Below are 26,802 nucleotides of genomic sequence, written 5' to 3'. Positions count from 1 at the left end.
TCACTCACGGTTGTTTTAAATACTGAAGCGGAACCCTTCTCTGGAATTTCGATTCCGAGAGATCCGTGGCGAGCGAGGACGAACCCGACTCACCGGGAGTGCGCGTCGAGATCGAACGACAGCCGCACCGCCTCGCCGGCGTCGGCGTCGCCCGGATCGACCACGTCGTCGCCGGCGGCGAAACCGGCGTGGAGGTGCTCGTAGGTGCGGTCGATCGCCTCCACGATCACCTTCGTGTCGCCCGTGACGGGCATGAAGTTCGTGTCGCCGTTCCACCGCGGGACCACGTGGGTGTGGAGGTGGTCGATCGAGCCGCCGGCCGCCGAGTCGCCGAGGTTCTGCCCGGTGTTCACCCCGTCGGGGTCCACGTCGTCGCGCAGCGCCGCGAGCGTCGCCGACTTCAGCTTCGCGTGATCGAGCAGGGCCGCGTCGTCGAGGTCGGTCGGGTCCTCGACGTGTTCGTCCGGGATCACCATCGCGTGGCCGGGGTTGTACGGCGCGTTGTTCAACAGGACGTAGTTGCGCTCGCTGCGGGCGACCACGCGCGCCTCGCGGGCGTCCTCGCGCTCGGGAAGGACGCAGAACGGGCAGCCGTCGATCGGGTCGGAATCGCGCTCGACCCACTCGATCCGCCACGGCGCGTAGATCCGGTCCATCAGCCGTCGAAGTCGTGGATGCCCGCGGTCGTGATCTCGACGCCGTCGTCGGTGACGAGCAGGGTGTGTTCCGCCTGACTCACGAGGGCGTCGTCGGCCTCCTTGAGGACGGGGTACCCCTTCACCGCGTTCGCCTGCTTGAGGCGTCGCAGGGCCATCTCCACGCGGTCGCCCTCCAGCCACCGCGCCGCGAAGGGGAGGTCGTCGAACGCCTCGATCTCTTCGAGGGCCTGTCGCGCGCGGCGGTCGCGGACGCTCGCGGAGCCCTCGCGCTCGAAGATCTCCTCTTCGGTCCCCTCGCCGACCTTCCCGCGGCCGTCGGTGGCGAACGGCTCGATGGCGACCGCCTGTCCCGGCTCCAGCTCGACGGAGCGGTCGACGCCGCGGTTCGGGACCGTCGGCCCCGTGTGCGCGTCGTAGCGCTCGACGCCGTGCCCGGAGAGGTTCAGGACGGGGGTGTAGCCGTACCCGCGGATCACGTCCTCGATCGCCCGCCCGATCACGCCGACCTCGACGCCCGGCCCGGCCTCGTCGACCGCGGCCTCAAGCGCCATCTCGGCGGCCTCAACCAGCTCTGGGGTCCCCGTGTGGTCGACCGTGACCGCCGCGTCGGCGATGTAGCCGTCGACGTGGACCCCGACGTCGAGACACACCATCTCCTCGCCGAACTCGGTGTCGTCGTCGCGGCTCGGGGTGGCGTGGGAGGCCTCGGGGTCGACGCTGATGTTGACGGGGAACGCGAGCCCCGCGTCCTGCTCGCGGATGAAGTCTTCCGTCCACTCGGCCACCTCGAGGTGGGTCCGTCCCGGCTCGACCATCTCGCGCGCCTCGTTCATCGCCTCGACCAGCACCGCGCCGGCCTCCCGGTAGCTCTCGACCGCGTCGTCGTCCAGGGATCCGTGGCTCATGTCACCGGGTTCGGCGAGCGACCGCAAAGAGGTTGCGGAGGGAGGTCACGGACTCACAGCGGTCGGGAGACGGGCCGTGGGGCGGGACCGAAGTTGTCGGTCGCAACGCGGGCTAAAGGGGGCGGTCGCGACGGGGTCAGAGGTCGCGGTCGGCGGACGGGGTATCGGCGGCCGCCGGGTCGCGGCCAGAGCTCGGACCGTCGTCCGTCTCCTCTTCGGGTTCCGCGGCCTCCTCGCCCTCCGACTCCCCTTCCGATTCCCCCGTCGTCTCCCCCTCCGCGGCGGCCCCGTCCGGCGTCGGGAACCACATCGTGATCAGCGTCCCCGTCGGCTCGCGGGTGTGGATCTCCAGTTCCCCGCCGGACTCGGTGACGATCCAGTGGACGAGCCAGAGGCCGAGCCCGCTCGCGTGTTCGAGCGCCGTCTCGCGCGCCTCCGAGAACACGCTCCGCTCGACCGGCGGGATCCCGGGGCCGTTGTCGGCGACGGCGATCCGGTACCCGTCGCCGTCCGGGTCGACGGCCGCCTCGACGATCGGCTGGTCGCCGTCGTTGTGGACGACCGCGTTCTCCAGCACGTTCCGGACCGCGGACTCCAACAGCTCGTCGGCGCACACCACCGCCTCGTCCGGCGTCGACACCGTCACCGTCGCGTCCGGGAACGACGACTCAAGCATGTCGCAGAGTCGCGTGACCAGCCCCGACAGGTCGATCACCGCGCGCGTCCCGTCGCTGTGAAGCGCCACGTCGATCTCGCGGGCCTGATCGCTGAGGTGAGTCAGCGTCTCGACCTTCCGGTCGATGACGTCGAGGTACTCGTCGCCCTCGCCGTCGACGTGGTCCCGCAGGAGGTCCGCGTACCCGCCGATGACGTTCGTGTCGTTCTTCAGGTCGTGTCGAAGGACCCGGTTGAGGACCTGGAGCCGCTGTTCGTACCGCCGGCTCTCGGTCACGTCGGTGGCGGTGATCACCACCTCCTCGGTGTCTTCGAACAGACGCTCGACCGTCGTCTCGAACCGGCGCCAGTTCCCGTCGGCGTGGACGATCCGGTGGTCGAGCGACCGCTGTTCGTCGGTCTCGAACGCCTGTTCGAACGCGCGCTGCGCCTCCCGCCGGTCGTCCGGGTGGACCAGATCGATCACCGGCCGCCCCTCGATCGCCGCGGGGGTGTGACCGAGCAGCCGCTCTATCGACGGGCTCACGTATCGGAGCAGGCCGTCGGCCCCGCAGACGGCGATGACGTTCGGCGACTTCTCGATGAGCGCTCGGTAGCGACGCTGGAGCGTCTCGCGCTCGGTGACGTCGCGGAACAGGAGGACGGTTCCGCCCGCCGTGGACCCCGTCTCACCGTCGACCCCGTGTCCGCCCCCCGCCGCGGCGATCGAGTGGGCGGCGACGGTCAGGAAGCGGGGATCGGACCCCCCGTCGACGGTCACCCTGAGGTCGTCGTCGGGCTTCGCCCCGGGGGCGCGGGCGGACCCCACTCCGTCGCCTCCTCCGGTCGACGTCACGAGGTCGGTCACGGCCGGCGCGCGCTCGAACGCCTCGTCGACTCCGCAGCCGACCGCCGCGGAGGGGAACAGCCGGCGCGCCGGTTGGTTCAAGTCGACGACGCGACCGGCGGCGTCGACGACGACGACGCCGTCGGAGAGGTTCGAGAACACCGCGTCGCGGGCGATCGGGGAGAGGTCGAGGAGCCGGTGCCGAAACACCACCCAGCCGAGCAGGCCGGAGGTGGCCGCGAACGTGACCGGCGTGAGGTCGACGAAGGCGGGACCCAGAACCCCCGCGATTCCGATGACCCCGACGGTCATCGGCGCCACGCCGGCCGCGAGCAGCAGCGCGGCCTGCCGCCGGAACACGCCGTCGCGGGCGAGCGCGGCGTAGCCGAGCACGCCGAAGGTGAACAGGTTCACGGCGTAGCTGTAGGTCATGAATGCGAGGAGCGCGGGCGTCGGCAGGTACTCCAAGACGAGGTATCCGTTCGTCGCGGACAGCGACGGGGACGCGTAAAACAGCGCGTCGGCGCCGACGAGGAGGACGCCGCCGAGGACGGTCGCGGGGACGGCACAGAGGAGGGCGATGCGGCCCGGCCGGAGCCACGACGTCCAGCCGACGTACGCGAACACGAACGCGGGCCAGGCGACCGCGAGCGCCGCGATCCCGACCCAGACGAGGCGGTTCCACAACAGGCTCGCCTCGAGCGTCGTCGCCGACAGCTGCGCCGCGTACGCCAGCGACCAGACCCCGCTGGCGACCGTGACGGCGACGAAACTCCGCACGAGCGGCGTCTCCCCGCGTGACCGGTTCCGGAGGGCGTACGCGGCGAAGGAAAAGGACGCGAGCGCCGCCACGAGCAACGGGGCCGTGTACGGCGTCGGTTGCCACTCCATCGATACCGACTGCATGACAGTGACAGATAAAAAGGAACCGGACCGAACGTCCTAATACCGGGGCGAAGCCACGGCAGGTATGCTCGAACCGGGCGATCCCGCACCCGAGATCACGCTGTCAGACCAGCACGGAGCGGCCGTCACCGTCGACCCGTCAGCGGCGCGGTACACGGTCGTCTACTTCTACCCGCGGGCCGACACGCCGGGGTGTACGACCGAGGCGTGCGGCTTCCGCGACGAGTGGGACGCCTTCGAGGGATCCGACGTCGCGGTCGTCGGGATCAGCGACGACCCCGTCGAGGACCTCGAACCGTTCGCCGAGGAGTACGACCTCCCGTTCGCGCTGCTCTCGGACCCCGACGGCGCGGTCGCGAGCGCGTACGACTCCTACGGCGAGAAGCAGATGTTCGGCAACACCTTCGACGGCGTGTTCCGGAACACGTACGTGCTCGACGACGAGGGGACCGTCGTCCTCGCGTACGAGGGCGTCTCCCCCGAGGACCACGCGGTCGAGATCCTCGAGGAGATCGAGGCGCTGGAGGGCTGATGAGCGGCGGCGATAATCGCTTATAAATGACCTGTGGTGGCGCGCGCCTTCGAGCGGCCGCCTCCGGCGGCCGCGAGGAGCGCGTGCGAGGGAGTCGGCCGACCGGAGCGAAGCGACGGGAGGCCGACGAGGCTGGGGAGGCGTGAGGCTGCGGTTGCGGTGCGGTCGGGTGGACTCAAAGGGGCAGTCGCGAGGGCGGCGCAGGTGACGCAAGCACCGCAGCGAGCAACGCGAGCGAGGAGCGCAGCGAACGTGCGCCGCCCTCGCGGCTGGGGCTTTGGAGATGTTTACCGCCGATCCGCTGTCAGCAATCACTTATAAACGAGCGCCTGGAGCTTTGGTGGTGTTCTCCGCAGAGCCGTCGATAACGTATAAACAGCCGCCGGCAACAACGCGATTCGACTTATAAACACCAACCGAGAAAGCCCGATCCACGTACTCTCGCTCTCGATCAAGACGCACCCGTCAGCGATCACCTCACCAACCCGTTTAAAACAACCCGCCGACCCGCGAGAGGAGCCGCGGCACCTCGTCGGCGATCGCGTGCCGCTTCAACAGCGTGAATCCGACGACGATGACGGCGAAGCCGGCGACGGTCAGCGGCGTCACGGGCTCCGCGAGGAGGACCGCCCCGGCGACGGTCGCGACCACGGGGACGACGTAGGAGACGAGGTTGATCTCGAACGCGCCCAGCCGGTCGAGCAGCGTGAAGTAGATGGTGTACGCGATCGCCGAGGACAGCACGCCGAGGAACAAAAGCGAGGCGACCGCCGGGAGCGCGGTCGACGGGAGCTGCTGGGGCTCGCCGAGCCCGAGGCTCAGCCCGTGGATGAGCAGCCCGCCGAACAGCATCGCCCACCCGGTGAGCGCGATGCTGGAGAGGCTCGTCTCCACCGTCCTGAGCCCGACGCTGCCGACCGCGACCGCGAGCACGCCGATCGAGATGAGGCCGACGCCGATCGTGACGCCGCCCGCGAGGTTCGCGGGGTTCGGCTGGGCGACGAGCCCGACGCCGACGAACGCGAGCACCACGCCCAGCGCGCCGCGCGCGTCGAGGTCCGAGCCGCCGACCCAGACGGCCGCCACCGCCGCGGTCGCGATGGGAACGAGGCTGTAGGTAATCGACGCGATCCCGCTGGTCGTGTACTGCTGGCCGACGAACAGCAGGGCGTTGTTGGCGGCGACCGAGAGCCCGCCGCTGAACCCGATCGCGGCCGCGTCGGCGCGAGTACGTGGGAAGGGGCCGGCGTCCGTCAGGAGGACGTACGACACGAGCGCGAGCGCCGCCAAGTCGAACCGGTAGGCGGCGTACAGCACGGGCGGGTAGTAGTCGAGGCCGACTTCGATCGCGACGAAGGAGCCGCCCCAAAGCAGCGCGAGCGCGAAGAAGAGGGCGACGTCTCGGTACCTGGACACGACCGATCGAAGGCGGTCCGGGAGTAAAGCGGTGTCCGTTTCGGCTCAGTAGCCGCGAACGATCAGGTAGTCCGCGAGATCGGCCAACAGCTCTCGGGACCCGCTCTCGGGGAGGATTTCGAGGTGTTCCTTCGACCGCTCCGTGAGGTCCTCGGCCGTCTCGCGGGCGTACGCGATCGAGCCGACGTCTTCGAGGGCCGCCACCGCGTCGTCGATGGCCTCCTCGGTCACCTCGGCGGGGGTGTCGGCCTCGACCAGCCCGTCCACGTCGACGCCCTGCTGGCGGGCGTGGAGGGTGATCAGCGTCTCCTTCCCCTCGACGAGGTCGGATCCGCGCTGCTTGCCCAGCTCCTCGGAAGGGACGGTCAGGTCGAGCACGTCGTCCTGGATCTGGAACGCCCGGCCGGAGTCGATCCCGTACTGGTAGAGGGCGTCGACGACCTCCTCGTCCGCGCCGAGCAGGAGGGCGGGCGTCGCGGCCGAAGCGCCGTAGAGGACGGCGGTCTTCAGCTCGACCATCTCTAAGTACTCCTCCGGGAGGATGTCGTCGCGGCTCTCGAAGGAGACGTCGAGCGCCTGCCCCTCGCAGATCTCCGTACAGGTGGACGCGAGCATCCGCATCGCCTCCAGCCCGTTCTGCGGGTCCGCGCCCGTCTCCGTCATGAACTCGAACGCCTTCGAGTAGAGCGTGTCTCCGGCGAGGATGGCGGTCGACGTGTCGTACTTCTCGTGGACGGCCGGGACGCCCCGCCGCAGGTCGTCCTCGTCCATGATGTCGTCGTGGATCAGCGTGAACGACTGGATCACCTCGATGGCGACCGCGGCGCGCATCACGTCGACGGTGTTGCCGTCGAGGGCCGCGAACTCGCGGAAGTCGGCGTCGAGCGGGTCGGTCCCGGTCACCGCCTCCGCGGCCAGCGTCGTCACCGTCGGCCGGAGCCGCTTGCCGCCCGCTTCGAGGATGTACCGCGTCGCCTCGTAGAGCCGCTCCGGGTGCTGTACCGGCAGCTCCTCGTCGATAGCGGCGTTGACGAGGTCACGCCGCTCGCGGATGGCCTCCAGCACCCGCGCCTCCTTCGTCTCGCTCGTCATTCGACGAGCTGGATGACGTTGCCGTTCTGCGTGACGTGGACGTCACGTCCGAGCTTGTACCCCTGCGAGGTCGCGAGGTCGACGTACGGCGAGCGGCCCTTCAGCGTCTGGTGACCGGGGATGACGTGCTGGGGCTGGAGCGCCTGCAGCATCTCGTAGTGGCCCTCCTCGCGGAGGTGGCCGGAGACGTGGATGTCGTCGTAGAGGCGCGCGCCCTGCATCCGGAGGAGCTGTTCGGACTGGTACCGCTGCCCCTCGTTGGTCGGCTCCGGGATGACGCTCGCGCTGAAGACGACCTTGTCGCCGTCGTCGATTTCGTACGGCGTCTCGCCGCGGCCCATGCGGGTGAGCATCGCGCGCGGCTCGCCCTGGTGGCCCGTCACGATGGGGAGGAAGTTCCCCTTCCCCTCCTTCATGATCCGCTTGAACGCGCGGTCGACCGACTTCCGGTGGCCGTACATGCCGACGTCGCCCTGGAAGTCGACGAAGTCGAGCCGCTCCGCGGTGCCCGAGTACTTCTCCATCGAGCGACCGAGCAGGACCGGCTGCCGGCCGATCTCGCGGGCGTACTCGACGAGGGTCTTCACGCGGGCGATGTGAGAGGAGAACGTCGTGGCGATGATCCCGCCCGAGTAGTCCTCCATCGATTTCAGCGTGTCCTCGACGTGCTTCTTCGCGTACGACTCGGAGGGAGTCCGCCCCTTCCGACCGGCGTTCGTGCAGTCCTCGATGTACGCCAGAACGCCCTCGTCCTGACGACCGATCTCGCGGAACCGGTCCATGTCGATCGGGTCGCCGATGACGGGCGTGTGGTCCAGCCGCTTGTCGAGTCCGTAGACGATCGCGCCCTCGGGCGTGTGGAGGACCGGGTTGATCGCGTCGATGATCGAGTGGGTGACGTTGACGAACTCCATCTCGACCTGCTCGGAGTCGCCGATGGCCATCGTGCCGCCCGCCTTCATCTTCACGAGGTCGTTGTCGACCTGGAACTTCCCCTCGTCGTCGATCTGCTGTTTGACCAGCTCGATCGTGTACGGCGAGCCCACGATGGGCGCGTCGTACCGGTGCGCGAGCTTCGGGATGCCCGCGATGTGGTCGAGGTGACCGTGGGTGGGGACGATCGCCTGTACGTCGCCCTCCAGCTCGCTCATGACGCGGTCGTCCGGGATCGCGCCCATGTCGATCAGGTCGAGGCTGTGCATGCTCTCGGTCTCCACGTTGTCGTGGATGAGGACCTTACTGAGGTTCAGGCCCATGTCGAAGATGACGATGTCCTCGCCCGCTCGGACCGCCGTCATCTGTCGACCGACCTCTTCGTAACCGCCGAGTGTCGCAATTTCGATTTCCATGGTTTGTGGTTCGAACGCCGCGGTGGGCGTCCATCACTGAAACCCCGCAAGGAGCCGTCAGCGCTACGTTCGTCCGCGCGTCGTTGAGGCCCCGCTACGGCCGAGCCGACGTCGACTCACCGTGTCCCGCGGGAGTGTGGTATCTCGCCGTACTCCCGCCCGCTTTAAAAACACCCGGGTTCGGACGCGGTACCCGTTCGCTCCTCACGACGCCGTGGCGCACCGCGATCCCCCTGTGTCCCGGTATTTTTATTAGTGCGACGGGCGGCGATACGGACAATGAGTGGACGACCCCTCGACGTGCTCGAAGCGTCGCTGGAGGAGCCGGTGACGGTTCACCTGAAGGACGGGACGACGTACTACGGCGTCCTCGCCGGCTACGACCAGCACATGAACGTCGTCATCGAACCCGAATCCGACGTGGACGACCGCGTCGACGACGACCTCGACGGCGAGTTCGCGGTCGCGATCGAAGACACAACGATTATACGCGGCGATAACGTCGTCACCATCAAAGCATGACCGGCTCCGGAACGCCCTCTCAGGGGAAGAAGAACAAGACGGTTCACGTGAAGTGCCGCCGCTGCGGCGAGAAATCCTACCACGTCAAGAAGGAGCGCTGCTCCTCGTGCGGCTTCGGCGACTCCGCCTCCCGCCGCGACTACGCCTGGCAGTCGAAGACCGGCGACAACTGACGACCGCGCTCTCTTTCGACGCCTTCGTTTCTCAGTTCCCCAGCCGTCGCGCCGGGGGTTCGATCGCCCTCAAGCCGCTTCCGATCGACCCCGAGCGGCTTCCGGCCCCCCGACGCGACCGCCGGGAGCCCAACCGTTAACGCCCGGGATCGCCGACGGCGGGTATGGACCTCTCGATCGTCGACCTCTCGCCGGTCCCCGCGGGCGGGACCGCGGCCGATGCGTACGCGAACACGATCGCGGCCGCGGAGCGGGCCGAGCGGCTGGGCTACTCGCGGTTCTGGGTCGCCGAGCACCACGGCATGGGCGACCGCCTCGCCGGGACGACTCCGGAGGTGCTGCTCGGTCGCCTCGCGGGCGCCACCGAGGAGCTCCGGATCGGCTCCGGCGCCGTCCTGCTCAACCACTACAGCCCGTACAAGGTCGCGGAGGCGTTCGGGACGCTCGACGGGCTCGCGCCGGGGCGGATCGACGCCGGCCTCGGACGAGCGAACGGCTCGCCGGCCTCCGACCGCGCGCTCGGCACGGACCGCCGCGTCGAGAACCCCGACGAGGACCACGAGGAGCGCATCCGCGCGGTCGTGAGCCACCTGTACGACGCCTTCCCCGACGACCACGCGTACGCCGACCTGACGGTTCCCCGGTCCGGCGCGGACCCGCCGGTCCCGTGGGTGCTCGGCTCCAGCCCGTCGAGCGCCGCGATCGCGGGCGAGCTCGGGGTCCGGTTCTGCTTCGCGGCGTTCATCAGGCCGGAACTCGCCGAGCGCGCCTTCGAAGCCTACCGGGAGCGGTTCGAGCCGACGGATCTCGGAGACGGCCTCGAGGAGCCGTACGGGATGGTCGCGGTCAACGCGGTCGCCGCCGAGACGGACGCGGCCGCGGCTCGGCGCCGCGCGCCCGCGGAAGCGACGTTCAAGCGGATGCAGCGCGGCGTGGTGGGGTCGATCCCCTCTATCGAGGAGTCGATCGCGGAGCTCGGCGGCGCCCCCGAGCCGACGCCCGCGACCCTCGACCCGGACGAGTGGCCCCGAGCGATCTCGGGGAGCCCGTCGACGATATCTGACCTCCTCGAACAGCTCGCGGACCGGGTGGGCGCCGACGAGACGATGATCCAGCACGCGGTGCCCGACCACGGGGACGCGCTCGAGTCGCACGCGCTGTTGGCGGAGGCGGTCGGGTTGGAGGGCGTCGATAGATAGCGGACGGTAGCCGGTTCCGCGGACGCGAGTGCGCCGCTCACTCGACCCGCGGCGGGTTCCAGAACAGCCCGTCGACCATCGGCAGACAGCCCGCGATCGCCGCGAGCGCGAGGGCGGCCGGCCACGCGCCGAACGCCGCCGCCCCGACCGCGTAGCCGCCCGCGAACAGCAGCGGCATGCACGCGAGTATCAGGTCCGCCCGCGAGAACCGCTCCGGGAGGCCGACGGCGGAGCTCTCGGTCATTCCGGTCACTCCATGTACCCCAGGTCCCGGAGCTTCTGACCGATCCGCCGGGCCTCCGCCTCGCTGATCACGTCGTCCGACTCCATCTCCTGGACGACCACGTGTTTCACGAACTCCTTGACCGAGCCGAACGGCTCGTCTTCGATGTACTCCTCGACGTCCGAAACGAACTCCTTGCGCAGCGAGATAGTGGTGTAGTCGCTCATTGCCTCGGGTGACTCGCTCCGAGGTGAAAAATCTAATTACATGTAATTACGGGTTATGGACGCGCGGTTTCGGCGGGCGCGCGTCTGGAGAGCGCTGATGACGGTGTGAACGTAGTCGTGAATGATTGGCGGCAGTGGACCCGGTGAACGATACCAAAGCTCCAACTGCTCGCTTATAAGTGGTTGATGGTGTATCTGCGGTGAACTCCTCCAAAGCCCCAGCCGCAACGGCTCGCGCGCCTCGTTGCGTTCCTCAGTCGCTCGCGTCGCCGTGCTTCGCCCTCGCGGCAGGGCGAGAGCGAAGCTCTCGCTTGAAACCGGCGCTATGCGCCGGTGACAGCGAGGCGCTTCGCGCCTCTGGCAGCCGGCGGCAAAGCCGCCGGCAACTGCCCCTTTGAGTTCCGCCCCGCCCGCACCGCAGCCTCACGCCTCCCCAGCCTCGCCGCGGCCGCCAGCGGCGGCCGCGGGCTCCCTCGCGCGTGCTGACTCCCGGCCGCCGAGGGCGGCCGCTCGCAGGCACGCGCCACCGCAGATCGATTTATAAACAAACGTCGCCGTCGCTCGGATCGCTACTCCACGCGCTCGCGGGCGGCCGCGATCAGCATCGGCAGCATGACGGTCGCGTCGCCGTAGACGGAGGCGTTGCGCGCGTCCTTCTCCAGTTTTCCCCACGACCGGGCCTCTTCGAGGGTGGCGCCGGAGAGCCCGCCGGTCGCCTCCGGGTCCATCGTGATCTGGACCGCGTAGTCGTAGGCGCGCGGGGTGACGAGCATCGTCTGGAGGGTGAAGTTCTTCGGGACGCCGCCGCCGACGAGCAGGCAGCCGGCGTCGTCGGCGTCGAACGCGAGGTCTGTCAGCTCCGTCATGTCGGCGAGGGCGTCGAGCGTGAAGTCGGCGGTCTGGGCGTACATCCACGCCTGGAGGCCGAGCACGGAGTCCTGCACGGCGGGGCAGTAGACGGGCACGTCGCACTCGTAGGCCGCGGCGGCGACACCCGGGCCCTCGGCCACGTCGTCGCGCTCGTTAACCGCGGCGTTGGCGCGGCCGAGCTCGCGGGTGAGGTCCGCGATGGAGACGGGATCGGCGCCCTCGGCGTCGGGGTCGGCCTCCAGCGCCGGGAACACCTCCTCGCGCAGGTGGCCCTCGAACGCGGCGAAGTGCTCCTGCGGGAGGTAGACGTTGTAGATGCGGTCGACGCCCTCGTCGCGGAGCCCCTCGTCGTGGTCGCGGAGGCTCTTCTCGGGGTCGTGGGTCCGGCCGTGGTGGTGTTTCCCGCCGATGGCCTCGATGGCGTCGTGGGTGAGGTTCGCGCCCGTCGTCACCAGCGCGTCGACGTAGCCGTCCCGGATGAGGTCGGAGACGATCCGGCGCATCCCCGCGGGCACCATCGCGCCCGCCAGCGAGAGGAACACGGTGCAGTCGTCGTTCGCGAACATCTCCGCGAGCACGTCGCCCGCCTCGTTGACCGACGCCGCGCCGATCCCGGCGTCGCCGTACCCCTCGACCAGCTGCCCGACGGTCATGTCGGCGGTCGCGCGGGTGTGCCCGACCGGGTCCTCGTGGAACTCCTCGCGCGGCGGGTCGCCGCCGGCGTCTTCCGGCTCGTGGCCGGAGCCGCTGTCGGCGTCGGATTCGGGTCCCCCGTGGCCGTCGTCGTCGCTGTCGCTCATAGCGGAGGTGCGGTGCGCGACCGTTTGAAACGACCGATCTGTCGGCCCCTATCGATCAGCTCACCGCCCGGCGGCGCCCCCGCTCACGGGCGGAAACAGCGCCAGTTCGTCGTCGGCTTCGAGGGTCGTCTCCATCCCGCCGTCCTGGCGGACGTCGCGGCCGTTCCGGAGGACGTTGATGTGGTCGGCGACCTCGTCGTCACCGTCGAGAACCCGGTCGCGGAGGCCCGGGCGGGCCTCTAACAGCGCGTCGAGCGCGTCGCCGACCGTGTCTCCCGACTCCGCCGCCACGTCGACCTCGCGTCCGCCGGCGATCTCCGCGAGATCGGCGAACAGCTTCCACTCCATACGCGGATCCGCGCGCGGGCGACTCAAGAGCGTTGCGCCCCGTCCGGGTTCTCGGCGGGCTCGGTCGCGTCGGCGTCGGTGGCTTCGGTGTCGCTGCCGTCGGCGGTCTCGGTGTCGTCGCTGCCTCCGCCGTTCTCGCCTCCGCCCCCGTCGCCCGCGTCGCCTCTCCCTTCGGCGGGCACGGACGCGTTTTCGGGGGTCCCCGCCGCGGCCGTCTCGAACCGGCGGATCGCGTCCGGCCGCCCCACGAGGTACACCAGGTCGCCCGCGCCGAACGCGTACGATCGCCGGGGGATCGGTTGGACGGAACCCTCCTCCGGCCGGACCGCGGCGACGACGGTGTCGACCTCGCCGACGGTGCTCCCGTCGAGGTCGCTGCCCGACTCGACGGTCACGGACGCCATCGTCTCGTCGGCGTTCCGCAGCAGGGAGGCGAACTCCCGGTCCGCCTGCGGCTCCGCGGGGAGCGTGACGAGCCGGTACCCGCCCTCGTCGGTCAGGCGCTCGGCGTCCGACTCGTCGAGCGCGACGGTGACGGCGTCGGCGGCGACCCCGCGGAGCTCGCCGGTCGCGACGCGCTTCGGCGCCGGGTCGTCCCGCCACAGCTGGACCGTGTCGCCGGCGGTGGCGTTGTTCGGCGGGTCCGCGGTCACCGCGATCGCCGCCGATCCCGGCGCGAGCGTCGGCCCGAGCCCGGCGGCGCGGGAGCCGACCGCGAAGTACTCGACCGTCCCGTCCGCGCCGAGGTCGACGTCGACGTAGCCGACGCCGTACTCCTCTTTGAGCCGCGCGACGAGCCGCTGACGGAGGTCCTCCTCCGAGATCTTCCGCGGGAAGAGCAGAGTCGTCTCGGCGAGCTCCTCCTTCTTCTCCGGCGAGACCGGGTCGTACGTGTCCATGTCGCCGATCTCGTCGGCCGCCGGGAGCGTCACCGCCGTGAACCGACCCACCGCGCGCACGACGCCGCTCAGCTCGCCCTCGAGCTGCTTGGCCCCGGAGAGCGCGAACACGTCGACCGCGAGCCGGTCGCCCGCGTACCGGCCGACGGGCGCCATCACCGCCGCGACGCCGAGCGAGACGAGGTTGAAGAACACGCTCTCGGGCGCCAGAAGCGCCGGGTTGTCGCCGACCGCCACCGACCCCAGCGAGGTCGTGTTGAGGTACAGCGCGACGACCGCGACGCCGAGCAGGCCGGTCACCCCCTCGGGGATCTCCGTGCGGAAGTACCAGCGGTAGGTCAGCGCCGCGCTCCCCGCGACCAGCGCGGCGACGACCGCGAACGTGACGAGGGTGACCGCCGCCTGCCGCGGCCGCGCGAAGCCGACGTCGACGACGGTCGCGGCGACGGCGGCGACGCCCGTCGCGCCCGTGCTCGCCGTCACCGCCTCCGCGCCGGCGGCCGCGGCGACCGCGGCGGTCACGCGGCCACCTCCGCGAACCGGTTTATTGCGTCGCGGCTCCCGACGACGAACAGCTCGTCGCCCGCCGACAGCGACTGCGACCCGCTCGGCGCGATCGTCCACGTCTCGTGGCGCGCCGCGAGCACGGCCACGTCGTACGCCTCGCGGATCTCGGCCTCGCCGATGGTGTGCCCGTCCAGCGGCCCGCCGGCGATCACGGAGACCTTCCGGAACCGCTTGCCGGTCCGACGCAACAGCGCCGTGAGCTCGTACTCGCGGCGGGTGCCCCGCGACAGCACCAGCACCCGCCCCCGGTCGGCGCGCAGGAGCCCCGTCGCCTCGGACCGGTCGACGGCGACGGTCACCCGCCCCTCGCCGCCGGTCGTCGTGGGCGCGGTCGCCGCCGGCGGGGAGGCGACGGCCTCCGCCCCGCCGTCGGTTCGAGCGTCTCCGTCGGCCCGCGCGTCCTCCCGTTCCGGGTCGTCGCCGCCGGCGGAGGCGGCGGGGGCGGGCGCCGCGGCGGCCCCCGGTTCCGGCTTCCCGCTCGAGCGCGCGGCGAGCACTGCCCCCTCGACGGAGCGGTCCGGGGTGATCACTCGAACCACGTCGCCGCGAGCGACGCCGGTCGGCACGAGCGCCGAGACGGACACCGCGCGCTTCCCGGCCGGGACCCGCTTCGAGAGCGCTCCGGTCGGCGGTGCGGCCGCCACCGTCGCCTTCGCCTGCTCGTCGATCCGGACCGCGACGTCGGCCAGATCGAGTTCGGTCTGGAGCCGCTCCGCGAACCGCTCTTCCAGCTCCGCGAGCGGGAGGTCCGCCGGGAACGTCCAGTCGCCGTCGAGGATCGCCCGGCGCGTCTCGGCCGGCAGCGGCGGGTACCCCTCCATGTCTCCCACCTCGCCGCTCACCTCGACGGAGACCCGCCCGCGACCGCCGACGAGCTCGATCACGTCCGTCGAGAGGGTCCGGTCCCGGAGCTGTCTGAGCGAGATCCGCTTCGGGACGCTGGCGCCGAGCCGGTCGCCCTGCGCGTGGGCGTACAGCGAGAGCATCAACACCACGATTATCGCCGTGAGGATCGCCGGCGCGCGCTCCGACGACCGGATCGTCTCGTCGTTGAGCGCGAGCAGTCCGCCGTTGACGCCGGCGATCGCGAGCGACAGCACGACCACCCCGAGCCCGGGGATCGTCACGTCGGTGACGTACTTGAAGACGAACCCGAGGACCCCGGCCACCAGCGCGGGGACGATCCCGGTGATGACGCCGAGGTAGATCCCGAAGAGGATCTCGACGGGCAGTGACATACGCCCCTCAACCGACGGCGGGGTTAAACGTGTGTCGGCGTCGGGGATGTCACGGACCGCCCGCCGACTCCCTCGGAGGGGCCGTCGACCTCGCTCGCGGGGTTTAAGTCCGCCGTCGGCGACGAGTTCCCATGGAGCTGACCCGCGATTGGGTGACCGTCCGGGCGTCCATCGCCCTGACGTTCGCGGTCGCGATCCTGTCGATCCTCGCCGGGCTCGCACAGATCGGCGGGGTCGGCGTCGCCGGACCCCTCACTCCCTACGTCCCCGACGTCGTCCGGCAGACGGTCGGGTTCACGGGGACGATCACCGGCTTCTCGATGCTGGGAAGCGGGTTCGCGCTGAAGAACGGCTACCGCGTCGGCTGGTACTCCACGGCCGTTTTGCTCCCCCTGACCGCCCTTCAGGGGCTGATGCAGGCGTCGGTGCTGTCGTTCCCCCTCGTGGCGCTGTCCGTCCTGTCGATGCCGGCGCTCGTCTACAACCGCGGGCGGTTCGACAGGACCTTCTCTCCCTCGCCGACCCAGCTCGCCGCGGGCGCGGCGCTCGTCACCGCCATCTCGTACGGGACGGTCGGCACGTACGCGCTCCGCGACCAGTTCAACGGGGTCGAGACCATCGTCGACGCGTTCTACTTCACCGTCGTCACCGCCTCCACGGTCGGCTACGGAGACGTGACCCCGGAGACCGGCGCGGCCGCCGACATCGCGCAGCTGTTCGTGCTCTCCTCGCTCGTGATGAACGTCGCCGCGTTCGCGGTGGCGCTCGGGGTCCTCCTCACGCCCGCCATCGAGGCGCAGCTCTCCAAGGCGCTCGGAAAAATGACCGACAAACAGATCGACCTCCTCGACGACCACGTCCTCGTCCTCGGCTACGGGGACCTGACCGAACCGATCCTCGAAGAACTGAACGAACGGGACGGCGTCATGTTCGCCGTCGTCACGAGCGACGAGGCCGCGTCGCGCAGACTCGACGATCGGGGAGTTCCCGTGCTCACCGCCGATCCAAGCGACGTCGAGCCCCTCGAACACGCCCACATCGAGGAGGCCCGCGCGGTGGTCGTCGCCACCGAGGACGACGCGCGCGACGCGCTCTCGATCCTCACCGCTCGCCAGCTCAACCCCGACGTGCGGATCGTCGCGGCGGCGACTCAACGCGAGAACGTCAACAAACTTCGGCGCGCCGGAGCGGACCAGGTCATCTCTCCGTCGACGCTCGGGGGACACATCCTCATCGACTGCGCGTTCGGCGCGGACAGCGAGGACGCGACGACCGACCTCCTCGGCGACGCGATCGACGACGCGGAGAACCTCGACGACGCGGCCGAGTGACAGTACCGCGGGTCCCCGCTGTGACCGTCCCTCAGCGGCTCTGCCGCCCCTTCGTCTGCCGGTAGTCCCGGCTCAACACGTTCTCGCGCATGTGCTCTCGGAACGCGTCGGCCTCGGCGTCGGTCATCTCCTCCGGCTCCTTCATCGGCACCAGCTCGAAGCCGCGCCCGCGGATCGTCGTCGCGTGCTCGGCGTCGACGTCGAAGGAGTCCGGGCGGCGAGTGGTGTACTCGATCGCGAGCTCGCGGAGCGGTCGCTCGCCGACGGGGACGATGATCTGCGGGTTGATCATCCGGATCTCGGCGTTGAGGAACGGCTCGCAGGTCTCGATCTCCAGGTCGGTCGGCTCGCGCTCGGGGTGGCGACACCGCGTCAGGTTCGTGAAGAAGACGTTCTGTACGTCGGGCTCCGTCGCGTCCGGCGCCGACCGGACGAACCCGAGGTCGGCGAAGATCGACTGCACGCGCTCGCCGGCGTCTCCGCCGGTGAACGGGACCCCGTTGGCCTCGGCGCCCGCGCTCGGCCGCGTGCCGACGACGAGGAACTCGCCGCCCACGTCGCCGTAGCCGTGGACGACGCGGTCGCGGGCCTCGCACAGCTCGGGACAGTTCTCGCAGTCCGTGTCCATCCCGAACGGGTTCCGGAGCTCGTTCTGGTTCGCGTCCACGGCCTCACTGGGTCCCGCGGACTGGTAAACGCTCCGCTGGCGGGTGCGGTGGGATCGAAAGCGGGGAGAACGAACGACGGTACCGTCAGTTCAGCGCGTAGGTGTCGCCGTCGCAGTCGACCATGCCCTCCTTTCGGAGGGTCTTCAGGATGCTGTACAGCGAGAGCTTCTTCATCCCGAGCGAGTCGCCCATCTCGGAGACGGTGGCGTCGCCGTTCGTCGTCAGGTACAGGTACACGAGCTTCGCGCGGGGGGACTGCAGCTCCGGCGGCAGGGCCGGCGCCGCGGTGGGTGCGGTCTGCGTCTCTAACATCTTGTCCGATCCATTGAATTCGACGATAATAAACCCCCCATTCAACGATCGTCGAAACAACGCAAAGGGCCGGAATCGGGCCGAACAGGCCGAAAAAGCGCGAGGGTCCGATCGTGATGGCCGGCTCCGATCGCGTCGGTCCCCGCGACCGCCGCCCGATTTCGACCGACGACGGATAGGAGACCGTTATCGATCCGGATCGATCGTGTCGGACTCCCGTTCAGTACGACCGGTTCTTCGGCTCGTACGTCTTGCTCTCCCCTTCGAGGATCGTAGGCTTGTACCAGAGCTCGGGTTCGCCGTCGTTCCACGAGACGAGCGTGTGTTTCAGCCAGTCCTCGTCTTTCCGCTCCTGGTGTTCCTTCCGCCAGTGGGCACCGCGGAACTCCTCGCGGGCGAGCGCGCCCACCGTGAGCGCCTCGGCGATGTCGAGGATGTTCCGGGTCTCCATCGTGTGGATGAGGTCGGTGTTGAACGTCCGGGACGGATCGGAGACGGCCACGTCCGTGTACGCCTCTCGGGCCTCGTGGAGGTCGTCGAGCGTCTCTTCGAGCCGACCCTCCTCGCGGAACACGTTGACGTTGGCGGTCATCGTCTCTTGGACCTTCGAGCGGATCTCGGCGTGGTTGCGGCCCTCCCGCGAGAGCAGCTCCTCGACGCGGGCCTCGGAGCGCTCGACCTCGGCCTCCAGCACGCCGTCGGGATCGGTCGCCACCGCGCCGCCGTCGGCCGCGGCGGGTCCCTGCCCGCCGGTTTCGCCGACCTCCGCCTCGAACTCGTAGTCGGCCGGCTCCCAGTCGCCCTGCTTGCCGGTCGTGACCTCGGCCTCGCCCATCTCCTCGCCGGCGGCGTGGCGCCCGGCGCGCTTGCCGAAGACGATGAGTTCGGGTAAGGCGTTGCCGCCGAGGCGGTTCGCGCCGTGGACCGACGCGCAGGCGCACTCGCCCGCGGCGTAGAGGCCGCCGATGACGGTCTCGCCGAACTCGTTCGTCTCGATGCCGCCCATCGCGTAGTGCTGGCCGGGCTTGACCGGCATCGGCTCCGTGAGCCCGTCGGCGCCCTCGAAGTCCTCCGCGAGGTGGAGGATGTTCTCAAGCCGGTCGAGGATGCGCTCCTCGCCGAGGTGACGCATGTCGAGGTGGACGTACTCGTCCTCGATGCCGCGCCCCTCGTTGACCTCGGTCAGCTCGGCGCGCGAGACCACGTCGCGGGAGGCGAGCTCGCCGTCGTTGTTCGCGTAGCCGTGCTCGAACATGAACCGCTCGCCGTCCTCGTTGTAGAGGATTCCGCCCTCGCCGCGGACCCCCTCGGAGATGAGGACGCCCGTCGACGGCAGCGTCGTCGGGTGGAACTGGATGAACTCCATGTCCTCCATCGGGACGCCCGCGCGGTACGCCATCGCGACGCCGTCGCCGGTGTTCGCGACCGCGTTCGTGGTGTGATCGAACACCTGCCCCATCCCGCCGGTCGCGAGGATGACGCCGTTCTCGGCGCGGAATCCGCTGACCTCACCGCTCTGGATGTCGTAGGCGACGACGCCGTGGCAGGTCCGGTCGGCCGGGTCCTCCTCGTCGGTGACGGCGAGCTCCATCACGTGCCACTCGTCGTACACCGTAATTCCGCGTTTGACCACCTGCTCGTACATCGTGTGAAGCATCTGGTGGCCGGTCTCCGCGCCGGCGTACGTGGTCCGGGGGAACGACAGCCCGCCGAACGGCCGCTGGGAGACGCGGCCGTCCTCCTCGCGGGAGAACGGCATCCCCCAGTGTTCGAGCTGGATGACCTCCTCCGGGCTCTCCTGACAGAGGGCCTCGACCGCCGGGGCGTCGCCGAGGTAGTCGGACCCCTTCATCGTGTCGTAGGCGTGGTCCTCCCAGGAGTCGGCGTCGCGCAGCGCCGCGTTGATTCCCCCCTCGGCCGCGCCCGTGTGCGAGCGGACCGGGTGGAGCTTCGAGACGATGGCCACGTCGGCCCCCGCTTCCTGTGCCGCGATCGCCGCCCGGAGTCCAGCCCCCCCGGCGCCGACAACGATAACGTCGTGTTCGTGCATTGTTGTATGGTATCTCGTTAGATTCGGAGTCCCTTGAGCGTGTCTACCGCGCTCACCAGAACTTCAGGTTGTTCTTGACGGCCTCGCGTTTCAGCTCCTGGATGTGCTCGGTGAGGGGGATGTCCTTCGGGCACACCTCGGTACAGGAGAACTGGGTCTGGCACCGCCAGACGCCGTGCTCCTGTTCGATGATCTCCAGCCGCTTCTGCTTGATGTCCTCGCCCTCGCGCTCGTCCATGGCGAACCGGTACGCCTTGTTGATCGCGGCGGGACCGAGGTACTCGTTGTCGCCGGCGGCGATGTTACACGAGGACATACACGCGCTACACCAGATACACCGCGTCGACATCTTGATCTTCTCGCGGTTCTCCCGCGTCTGGCGCTGCTCTTCCAGCTCGCCGTCGGGGTACTCGTTCGTCTGGAAGTACGGCTCGACGGCCTCCATCTGGTCGTAGAAGTGCTCCAAGTCGACGACGAGGTCCTTTTCGACCTCGGCGTGCGGGAGCGGCTCCACTCGGATCGGCTCTTCGAGCTCCGAGATCTGGGTCTTACACGCCAGCTTCTGGCCGCCGTTGACGAACATCGCGTCCGACCCGCAGACGGCCTGTCGGCAGGAGTGGCGGAACGTGAGCGAGGAGTCGTACGTGTCCCGCGAGTACATCAGCGCGTCGAGGACGGTCATCCCCTTCGTGAACGGGACGTGGAACGTGTCGAACCGGGGCTCCTGTTTCCCCTCCACCTCGGGGTCGTACCGGAACACCTTCAGCTCGACCGTCTCCTCGTCGGCGGCGGCCTTTTCGGCCTCCTCGGCCTGTCGGCGCGCGCGCTTCTCCGCGGCGCGCCGTCGTTTCTCGTCTCGACGCTCGTCGCCCTTCGAGGGCACGTCCGTCTCGGCGTCGGTCTCGCTCGATTCCTCCGTCTGTGTCGGTGTCTGCGTACTCATAGTTCAGAGAAGCGGGAAGCCGCCTGCCCACGCGTTCGCCGTCCGAATCCCCTGGAACAGCAGCACGACGCTCGCGGCCACGAGCGTCCACTTGACGACCGTGCGCTTGGTTCCGGTCAGCCCCTGGTTGATGAGGGCGTTGTACACGCCGTTGACCCCGTGGAACGTCGCGGTCACGAGGAAAAGTACCATCAGCGAGTAGTAGCTCAGCTGCTCCATCCGCGCCGAGCTCGCCGCGAGCGTGACCTCGTCGGCGTGGTGGACGAAGTGGAGCAGGAAGAAGTGGAACGCTAACACGACGAGCAGGAACGCCGCCGTGACGCGCTGGAGCAGCCACATCCGACCGCCTGACTCGAACGAGGAGTAGCGCTCCGCCATCTCAGAACGCCCCCGCGATGAAGGTCGGAACCGACGCGACGGTGATCGCTCCGGTCAGGATTAGCGACGCGTAGAAGCTCTTGTCCTGTGCCTCCAGCCCGACCCCGAGGTCGACGAGGAGGAGCCGGGTGCCGTTGAGCATGTGGAAGACGGCGACCGCGAGCAGGCCGACCTCCAGGATGCGCACTAAGAGCAGCCCTTCGAGGCTGACGATCGTCCCCGTGAACACGTCGGTCTGTGACCCCTCGAACATCATCGTCGCGCCGTCGGCTGCCGGGATCGCGGTACTCAACACGGCGATGTGCGTGAACAGGTAGCCGATCAGCACCCACCCCGTGAACTTATGGAAGATCCAGGCCCACATCCCCGCCTCGAACTCCCGCCAGCGGCTGAAGTCCTCGATGAGGCCTCGATTGTACGACTGACTCATATCTAACGGTTCTGAACCGGGGTCGTATAGTAGTTACTAACACGGCGGGATCCACCCCGTCGGATTTCCCGTTCCGTTCGGGTGTGGTCTCCCGTGACACACCCATCTCGCTCGCGGAAGCCTTTTATGTGCTCCTCCCGCCAGTACGGACGCAATGGCGAAAGGCGAAGTTGACTTCTTCAACGACACTGGCGGCTACGGATTCATCGAGACTGACGACGCGGACGAGGACGTGTTCTTCCACATGGAGGACGTCGGCGGCCCGGACCTGGAGGAAGGTCAGGAAGTCGAGTTCGACATCGAGGAAGCGGACAAGGGTCCGCGCGCGACGAACGTCACCCGCCTGTAACTCCGGCGACGACGTTCAGGGTGTATCGGCTTTTCGACTGTTCTACCCCTTTGAGCCGCTGCGCCGTCCGGCGTAGCGGCCGATCGTTCCCCGACCGATAGGGATTTACTGATGGCTGACTGACCGGTCAGTCAATGAGCGACCAGCCGAGCGCGGCCGACGAGATCATGGACGGAGTCTACCGCGCTCTCCGCGCCCACGGCTACGCCGACCTGACGATGCAGGACATCGCCGACGAGTGCTCGAAGAGCAAATCGCTGCTCCACTACCACTACGACACGAAGGAGGACTTACTCGTCACCTTCCTCGATCGGGTCATCACCGACTCGGAGCGGCGGGTCGCCGCCCACGCCGACGTACCACCGGCGGAGCGGCTCGCCGGGTTCATCGGGTGGTTCGTCTTCGATCCCGACGCGACCGACCGCGAGGCGTTCCACATCGCGCTCCTCGAACTCCGCACGCAGGGACCGTTCAACGAGCCCATCCGCGAGCAGCTGGCGCGGAGCGACCGGCTGCTCCGAGGCACGGTCGTCGACATCCTCGAATCGGGGATCGAGGAGGGCGTCTTCCGCGACGTCGACGTCGAGGAGACCGCGGCGCTGCTCGTCGCGACCCTCGACGGGGCGCGGACGCGACAGATCACGTTGAGCCGGGGCGCGGCCGACGGCGACGACTCTGGCGCGGACGGTTCGGACGCGGACGGTTCCGGTCACGATCCGAGCGAAAACTCTTCCGGGACCGCCGAAACCGCCGACCGCCCCGAGCCGGCGTACACGCGGGCGGTCGCGGAGGCGACCCTCCGGCGGATCGTCGAGCCGCTGCTCGCGGAGGGCGCCGAGCTGCCGTCGCTCGAAGCCGGGATCGCGGCGATGGACCCCGTCGACGAGACCGGAATCGAATGACCGGCGGTCCGAGACGAGGTGGCTGACGTGGGGCTGTTCGGGATCGACCGCCCGCCGACCGTGCTGCTCGCGGTGATCGCCAGCACCTTCTTCGTCGGCTTCGGCGGCGGCGTCGTCTTCCCGATCCTGCCGAACCTCGGCGCGGTGCTCGGCATCTCGGCGTTCATGGTCGGCGTGATCCTCTCCGCGAACCGCTGGGTGCGGCTGGTCGCGAACGCGCCCGCGGGCGCCCTCGTCGACCGGTACGGGACGCGCAGGCCGTTCGTGATCGGACTGTTCGTCGAGGGCGTCGCCACCCTCGGCTACGTCGTCGCGCTCGCGATGCCGTCCGCCGAGTCGCTCCGTCCCCTCGCGGCGTCGCTACCGACGCTCGCGGCCGGCCCGTTGGCCGTCGGGGTAGAGGGATGGTTCGCCGCGATCGCGGTCGTCGCCGCGCCCGAGACGTGGTTCCTGATCGCGCGGGTCCTCTGGGGCTTCGGCTCCGCCGCGGTGTTCGCGACCGCCTACACGATCGCCGCCGACCTCTCCGACAGCGGCTCGCGGGGGACGAACATGGGCGTCGTCCGCGGCGGGATCACGATGGGGTTCCCGGCCGGACTCGTGCTCGGCGGGGTCGTCTCCGCGCTCGCGGGCAACGTTGCCGCCTTCGTCGTCGCCGCCGCGTTCGCGCTCACCGCCAGCGTCGTCGCCTACCGGTACGTCCCGGAGACGCACGTCACGGGCGACCGCTCCGGCGACTCGATCAAGCCGTGGGACGTCGACACCGCGGTCCCCGCCGTGACGGTCGGGCTGGTCAACTTCGGGCTGATGTTCGCGTACATCGGCGCGCTGTTCTCCACGCTCGTGTTGTTCCTCGGCGAGAACGACATCTCGCTGTTGGGCCTCGCCCCGCAGGGAACTTCCGGGCTGTTCATGGCCGGCACGGTCCTCTCCGCCGCGCTCTTCATGTTCGTCGGCGGGCGGATATCGGACACTCGCGACTCCCGGACCCCGATACTGCTGACCTTTCTCGTGGTCTCGTTCGTCGGGTTCCTGCTGCTCGCTCGGGCCGGATCGGTGGTCTCGCTCGGGCTCGCCTGCGTCTTCATCGGCGCCGGGCAGGGCGGGACGAGCGGTCCGATGATGGCCCTGCTCGCGGACCTGACCCCGGACGAGCGGATGGGTCGGGCCTCGGGGACGAACAACGTCCTCGGCGACGTGGGCGGCGGCCTCGGTCCGATGGTGTCGCTGCCGCTGATCGAGGCGGTCGGGTTCGCGCCCATCTACGCCGCCTGCGCGGTCCTCCCGCTCGCCGCGGGCGCCGTGCTCCTCCTCGGCGTCCGCCGCGAGACCGGGACGTTCCTCCCCGGGCGCACCGCGGGAGATACGGGACCGGGCGAGGGGTCGATCTCCGCGGAGTCGTAACACGGATCCGGCCGGTGGCGCGCCTCCGAGCGCCCTGATAAGGGCGCGAGGTGACCGCGAGGGAGGTCGGCGGCGGCCGCGTTGCGGTCCGCGGCCGCCGTCGACCGAGGTTGGGGAGGCCTGAGGTGCGGAGCGGCGCTGCGCGGGGCGGGACTCAAAGGGGAAGTCGCCGGCGGCGAAGCCGCCGGCTTCCAGAGGCGCGAAGCGCCTCGCGGCTGGGGCTTTGGCGGCGTTCGTCGCGGAGAGATACTTATAAATGGACCTGCACCCCGGCCCGTCTCGGTATGCAACATAATCGCCGCCCCGAGGCCGATATCGGAGGTGTGCGAACCGCTGGCGCCCCCTACCCGAAAGAACAACCGTTAAAAGTCGCGGCCGGGTTCGTACGGATATGGCTGGAACTATCGAAGCGCTCGTCCCCGGCGGGCAGGCCAACCCCGGTCCGCCGCTCGGTCCCGAGCTCGGACCGACGCCGGTGGACGTTCAGGACGTCGTGTCGCAGATCAACGAGGAGACCGCCGCGTTCGACGGCATGGAAGTGCCCGTCACCATCGAGTACGACGACGACGGCTCCTTCACGATCGAGGTCGGCGTCCCGCCGACGGCCGAACTGATCAAAGACGAGGCCGGCTTCGAGACCGGCTCCGGCGAGCCCCAGGAGGACTTCGTCGCGGACATGTCGATCGAACAGGTGAAGAAGGTCGCCGAGCAGAAGTCGACCGACCTGCTCTCGTACGACGTGAAAAACGCCGCCAAGGAGGTCGGCGGCACCTGCGCCTCCCTCGGCGTCACCATCGAGGGCGAGGACGCCCGGACGTTCGACGACCGCGTCGACGCCGGCGACTACGACGACGTCCTCGAAGCGTAACGCGGTTTTCCGCGGTGTTTCGCAGTTTTTCCGCGGCGTTCCGCGGCTTTTCATCCCGTCCGTTACTCACCCTACACCACGGGCCGTTCCGCGGGCTCGACCTCCGCCGTCTCGGTCGCGATCGGCCGCACGTCAGTCCACGTCCAGCCGATGACCGCGGCCGCGGCGACGATCGCGTAGAACTGGACGAAGAGCCCGGCGATCGTACCGAGGACCGGCACGACCGAGAGCACGCCGATCGCTAACGAACCGGCGAGCACCACGGCGAGGGCGGTGAGCCAACCGACGGCGTACGCCCGCTTCGTGACGACGCCCCAGAGCGTGCCGACCGCGAATCCGTCGCCGACGCGTCCCGAGTCGGCGACCGCGGCCAGCGCGGCCGGCGTCACGTAGATGCCGGCGAGCGAGACGACGAGCGCGACGAGGGCGAGCACCAGCGCCAACAGTCCGCCGATCAGTCCGCCGAGGAGGCCGCCGGCGCCGTCACCGGATCCGAGGACGGCCGCGCCGACACCGAACACGGCGGCGGCCGCGAGCACCGCGAGCGGCAGGAGCGAGTAGACGAGCGTGACCGCGAACGCCTTCACCCCCTCGACGAGGAGGTCCCCCCACGCCTCGAAGACCGGCGGCTCGGTGTCGCCGTCGGCCGTTCGCCGGATGACGCGCGTGAGGTACCCGAGCACGAGGAACGAGGGGATCAGGAGCGGACTCGCGAGCAGCAGTACTCCGCCGATCGCGACCGTCACGATGGCGTCGTCGCCGTCACGGAGGTAGTTTAACGATTCTGACAACATGAGTGATCCCTTGTACGAACGCGCCGTGAGGTCTTAACCTCATACGGTCGCTTCGCACGAGTTGCACGGCTGTGGGCCCCGATCGAACGGCCGAAACGGCGCGAGCGACGCGGAACGCGAACAACGTCGGACGGCGCTTTTATCCCCGAATCACCCGGACGTTTCCGATATGCCCGACCTCAATCCGATCGCCAAGCGCATCCACAACGTCCAACCGCGACCCGTTCGGCTCACCCTCGACGCCGGAGAGACGGGGGTCTACGAGTTCTCCTCGACGGAGTTCTTCCAGCGGGAGTTCCGCGGGGAGGGCGTCCGCACCGACGCCGACGCCGACGCCGAGTTCCGACTGATCACCTCTGAGGACCACGAGTCCGTGCTGCTCGGGCGATCCGGTCCCGACGAGGAGGGGTGGGCCGTCGTCGGCGAGGTCGTCGGGGCGGAGCGCGCGGCGGAGTGAGCGGACCGCGGCGAGCCCGCCGATCGCCTCACCGAACGACGGTGACCGGGACCTCGGCGCGGCGCACCACGCCCTCGGCGACGCTCCCGAGCAGGACCCGAGAGAGCCCGGTCCGACCCCGACTCGCCAACACCACGTGGTCGAACGGCTCGCCCGGATCGTCGTCCTCGCCGACCCGCTTCTCGCCGCCCGCCACGGCGAGGATCGTCTTCGTCGGCCGCCCGACCTCCAGCCGCGTCTCCACGTCGCGGTCGACCGCCGCGGTCGCCTCGTCCAAGATTCGCTCGCCGCGCCGTTTGGCGCTGTCGTACCACTGGTCGGCGGCGCCCGGGAACCCGCCCTCCGCGCCCGTCGCCGAGTCGGCGGGGTTGATCACGTGCAGCGCCGTCAGCTCGGCGGCGGGCCACTCCGACGCCGCGAACCGGAGCGCCTCGGCCGCCTCCGTCGATCCGTCGACCGCGACGAGAATCCGTTTGGCCATGTGGACGCT

Annotated in this window: 30 protein-coding genes; 10 read left to right on the top strand and 20 right to left on the bottom strand. The window is 69.5% G+C overall.

Annotation, left to right across the window (positions count from 1 at the left end):
* Window positions 1–89 precede the first annotated feature (89 nt).
* The 3 genes from EDM04_RS01195 to EDM04_RS01185 all read right to left on the bottom strand — a co-directional run bounded on the left by EDM04_RS01195 (window position 90) and on the right by EDM04_RS01185 (window position 3,956).
* Window positions 90–656, bottom strand: a complete 567-nt coding sequence (locus tag EDM04_RS01195) for an HIT domain-containing protein (protein ID WP_123619353.1) — start codon at window positions 654–656, stop codon at window positions 90–92.
* Window positions 656–1,564, bottom strand: a complete 909-nt coding sequence (map, locus tag EDM04_RS01190; RefSeq protein ID WP_123619352.1) for a type II methionyl aminopeptidase — start codon at window positions 1,562–1,564, stop codon at window positions 656–658. Before map ends, EDM04_RS01195 begins: the two co-directional genes overlap by 1 nt.
* A gap of 136 nt (window positions 1,565–1,700) precedes the next feature.
* The gene (locus tag EDM04_RS01185; RefSeq protein WP_123619351.1) at window positions 1,701–3,956 is read right to left on the bottom strand and encodes a histidine kinase N-terminal 7TM domain-containing protein; all 2,256 of its coding nucleotides are present in this window, start codon (window positions 3,954–3,956) and stop codon (window positions 1,701–1,703) included.
* 79 nt (window positions 3,957–4,035) lie between these two features.
* On the opposite strand from EDM04_RS01185, the gene EDM04_RS01180 reads away from it, so the two are divergent.
* Window positions 4,036–4,503, top strand: a complete 468-nt coding sequence (locus EDM04_RS01180) for a peroxiredoxin (protein ID WP_123619350.1) — start codon at window positions 4,036–4,038, stop codon at window positions 4,501–4,503.
* 489 nt (window positions 4,504–4,992) lie between these two features.
* Here EDM04_RS01180 and EDM04_RS01175 read toward each other — a convergent pair whose 3' ends face one another.
* The 3 genes from EDM04_RS01175 to EDM04_RS01165 are packed head-to-tail and all read right to left on the bottom strand — an operon-like array spanning window position 4,993 to window position 8,360.
* A complete protein-coding gene (locus EDM04_RS01175; protein ID WP_123619349.1) occupies window positions 4,993–5,919 on the bottom strand; it encodes a DMT family transporter in 927 nt (308 codons plus the stop codon).
* A gap of 45 nt (window positions 5,920–5,964) precedes the next feature.
* Entirely contained in the window at window positions 5,965–7,011 is a 1,047-nt protein-coding gene (gene idsA3 / locus EDM04_RS01170) for a geranylfarnesyl diphosphate synthase (protein ID WP_123619348.1), read from the bottom strand.
* The gene (locus tag EDM04_RS01165) at window positions 7,008–8,360 is read right to left on the bottom strand and encodes a ribonuclease J (RefSeq protein WP_123619347.1); all 1,353 of its coding nucleotides are present in this window, start codon (window positions 8,358–8,360) and stop codon (window positions 7,008–7,010) included. The genes idsA3 and EDM04_RS01165 overlap by 4 nt, the downstream gene beginning before the upstream one ends.
* A 279-nt stretch (window positions 8,361–8,639) precedes the next feature.
* On the opposite strand from EDM04_RS01165, the gene EDM04_RS01160 reads away from it, so the two are divergent.
* The 3 genes from EDM04_RS01160 to EDM04_RS01150 all read left to right on the top strand — a co-directional run bounded on the left by EDM04_RS01160 (window position 8,640) and on the right by EDM04_RS01150 (window position 10,254).
* On the top strand, window positions 8,640–8,882 hold the full coding sequence (locus tag EDM04_RS01160) for an LSM domain-containing protein (protein ID WP_008006650.1): 243 nt from the start codon (window positions 8,640–8,642) through the stop codon (window positions 8,880–8,882).
* Window positions 8,879–9,055 (top strand): 50S ribosomal protein L37e, encoded by a 177-nt coding sequence (locus EDM04_RS01155; protein WP_050026084.1) that lies wholly within the window; start codon window positions 8,879–8,881, stop codon window positions 9,053–9,055. Before EDM04_RS01160 ends, EDM04_RS01155 begins: the two co-directional genes overlap by 4 nt.
* Window positions 9,056–9,219: 164 nt before the next feature.
* The gene (locus EDM04_RS01150) at window positions 9,220–10,254 is read left to right on the top strand and encodes an MsnO8 family LLM class oxidoreductase (RefSeq protein WP_123619346.1); all 1,035 of its coding nucleotides are present in this window, start codon (window positions 9,220–9,222) and stop codon (window positions 10,252–10,254) included.
* Between the two features lie 37 nt (window positions 10,255–10,291).
* Here the strand turns inward: EDM04_RS01150 and EDM04_RS01145 are convergent, their stop codons facing one another.
* From EDM04_RS01145 to EDM04_RS01120, 6 genes are all read right to left on the bottom strand, one after another.
* Entirely contained in the window at window positions 10,292–10,498 is a 207-nt protein-coding gene (locus tag EDM04_RS01145; RefSeq protein WP_123619345.1) for a hypothetical protein, read from the bottom strand.
* A 5-nt stretch (window positions 10,499–10,503) separates the two neighbouring features.
* Window positions 10,504–10,704, bottom strand: coding sequence for a hypothetical protein (locus tag EDM04_RS01140; protein ID WP_123619344.1), 201 nt, complete (start codon window positions 10,702–10,704; stop codon window positions 10,504–10,506).
* A 569-nt stretch (window positions 10,705–11,273) separates the two neighbouring features.
* The gene (locus EDM04_RS01135; protein WP_123619343.1) at window positions 11,274–12,374 is read right to left on the bottom strand and encodes a deoxyhypusine synthase; all 1,101 of its coding nucleotides are present in this window, start codon (window positions 12,372–12,374) and stop codon (window positions 11,274–11,276) included.
* Between the two features lie 60 nt (window positions 12,375–12,434).
* Window positions 12,435–12,722, bottom strand: a complete 288-nt coding sequence (locus tag EDM04_RS01130) for a ubiquitin-like small modifier protein 1 (protein ID WP_123619342.1) — start codon at window positions 12,720–12,722, stop codon at window positions 12,435–12,437.
* Between the two features lie 23 nt (window positions 12,723–12,745).
* Window positions 12,746–14,104 (bottom strand): cation:proton antiporter regulatory subunit, encoded by a 1,359-nt coding sequence (locus tag EDM04_RS01125; protein WP_123619704.1) that lies wholly within the window; start codon window positions 14,102–14,104, stop codon window positions 12,746–12,748.
* A 35-nt stretch (window positions 14,105–14,139) separates the two neighbouring features.
* Window positions 14,140–15,426, bottom strand: a complete 1,287-nt coding sequence (locus EDM04_RS01120) for a potassium channel family protein (RefSeq protein WP_123619341.1) — start codon at window positions 15,424–15,426, stop codon at window positions 14,140–14,142.
* Window positions 15,427–15,557: 131 nt separating this feature from the next.
* Between EDM04_RS01120 and EDM04_RS01115 the strand changes: the two genes are divergently transcribed.
* Window positions 15,558–16,757 carry an NAD-binding protein gene (locus EDM04_RS01115; protein WP_123619340.1) on the top strand — a complete coding sequence of 400 codons (1,200 nt, stop codon included), beginning with the start codon at window positions 15,558–15,560 and terminating at the stop codon, window positions 16,755–16,757.
* 31 nt (window positions 16,758–16,788) lie between these two features.
* On the opposite strand, the gene EDM04_RS01110 is transcribed toward EDM04_RS01115, so the two are convergent.
* From EDM04_RS01110 to sdhC, 6 genes are all read right to left on the bottom strand, one after another.
* Window positions 16,789–17,424 carry a uracil-DNA glycosylase family protein gene (locus EDM04_RS01110; RefSeq protein ID WP_123619339.1) on the bottom strand — a complete coding sequence of 212 codons (636 nt, stop codon included), beginning with the start codon at window positions 17,422–17,424 and terminating at the stop codon, window positions 16,789–16,791.
* An 85-nt stretch (window positions 17,425–17,509) separates the two neighbouring features.
* Complete coding sequence (locus EDM04_RS01105; RefSeq protein ID WP_123619338.1) at window positions 17,510–17,737, bottom strand: TrmB family transcriptional regulator; 228 nt, start codon at window positions 17,735–17,737, stop codon at window positions 17,510–17,512.
* Window positions 17,738–17,957: 220 nt separating this feature from the next.
* Window positions 17,958–19,787: an FAD-binding protein gene (locus EDM04_RS01100; protein ID WP_123619337.1), complete on the bottom strand. Its 1,830-nt coding sequence runs from the start codon at window positions 19,785–19,787 to the stop codon at window positions 17,958–17,960.
* A 52-nt stretch (window positions 19,788–19,839) separates the two neighbouring features.
* Entirely contained in the window at window positions 19,840–20,730 is an 891-nt protein-coding gene (locus EDM04_RS01095; RefSeq protein ID WP_123619336.1) for a succinate dehydrogenase/fumarate reductase iron-sulfur subunit, read from the bottom strand.
* Window positions 20,731–20,733: 3 nt separating this feature from the next.
* On the bottom strand, window positions 20,734–21,108 hold the full coding sequence (locus EDM04_RS01090) for a succinate dehydrogenase (protein ID WP_123619335.1): 375 nt from the start codon (window positions 21,106–21,108) through the stop codon (window positions 20,734–20,736).
* A 1-nt stretch (window position 21,109) separates the two neighbouring features.
* Window positions 21,110–21,538, bottom strand: coding sequence for a succinate dehydrogenase, cytochrome b556 subunit (sdhC, locus tag EDM04_RS01085; protein WP_123619334.1), 429 nt, complete (start codon window positions 21,536–21,538; stop codon window positions 21,110–21,112).
* A gap of 154 nt (window positions 21,539–21,692) precedes the next feature.
* Here sdhC and EDM04_RS01080 point away from each other — a divergent pair, with 154 nt between their 5' ends.
* The 4 genes from EDM04_RS01080 (at window position 21,693) to EDM04_RS01065 (ending at window position 25,061) form a co-directional block, all read left to right on the top strand.
* Window positions 21,693–21,887, top strand: coding sequence for a cold-shock protein (locus tag EDM04_RS01080; protein WP_004046659.1), 195 nt, complete (start codon window positions 21,693–21,695; stop codon window positions 21,885–21,887).
* 134 nt (window positions 21,888–22,021) lie between these two features.
* Complete coding sequence (locus EDM04_RS01075) at window positions 22,022–22,789, top strand: TetR/AcrR family transcriptional regulator (RefSeq protein ID WP_123619333.1); 768 nt, start codon at window positions 22,022–22,024, stop codon at window positions 22,787–22,789.
* A gap of 27 nt (window positions 22,790–22,816) precedes the next feature.
* Complete coding sequence (locus EDM04_RS01070) at window positions 22,817–24,193, top strand: MFS transporter (protein ID WP_123619703.1); 1,377 nt, start codon at window positions 22,817–22,819, stop codon at window positions 24,191–24,193.
* Between the two features lie 391 nt (window positions 24,194–24,584).
* Window positions 24,585–25,061, top strand: coding sequence for a 50S ribosomal protein L11 (locus EDM04_RS01065; RefSeq protein ID WP_123619332.1), 477 nt, complete (start codon window positions 24,585–24,587; stop codon window positions 25,059–25,061).
* A 71-nt stretch (window positions 25,062–25,132) separates the two neighbouring features.
* Here the strand turns inward: EDM04_RS01065 and EDM04_RS01060 are convergent, their stop codons facing one another.
* A complete protein-coding gene (locus EDM04_RS01060) occupies window positions 25,133–25,855 on the bottom strand; it encodes a DUF4013 domain-containing protein (protein WP_123619331.1) in 723 nt (240 codons plus the stop codon).
* 169 nt (window positions 25,856–26,024) lie between these two features.
* Here EDM04_RS01060 and EDM04_RS01055 point away from each other — a divergent pair, with 169 nt between their 5' ends.
* A complete protein-coding gene (locus tag EDM04_RS01055) occupies window positions 26,025–26,312 on the top strand; it encodes a transcriptional regulator (protein ID WP_123619330.1) in 288 nt (95 codons plus the stop codon).
* 28 nt (window positions 26,313–26,340) lie between these two features.
* On the opposite strand, the gene EDM04_RS01050 is transcribed toward EDM04_RS01055, so the two are convergent.
* Entirely contained in the window at window positions 26,341–26,793 is a 453-nt protein-coding gene (locus EDM04_RS01050; RefSeq protein WP_123619329.1) for a universal stress protein, read from the bottom strand.
* Window positions 26,794–26,802 lie beyond the last annotated feature (9 nt).

Origin of the sequence: Halorubrum sp. CSM-61, from assembly GCF_003781945.1 — an archaeon.
Lineage (GTDB): Archaea > Halobacteriota > Halobacteria > Halobacteriales > Haloferacaceae > Halorubrum.
The sequence above is the reverse complement of the archived record's forward strand: the minus strand, read 5'-3'. Positions and strand labels throughout refer to the sequence as shown.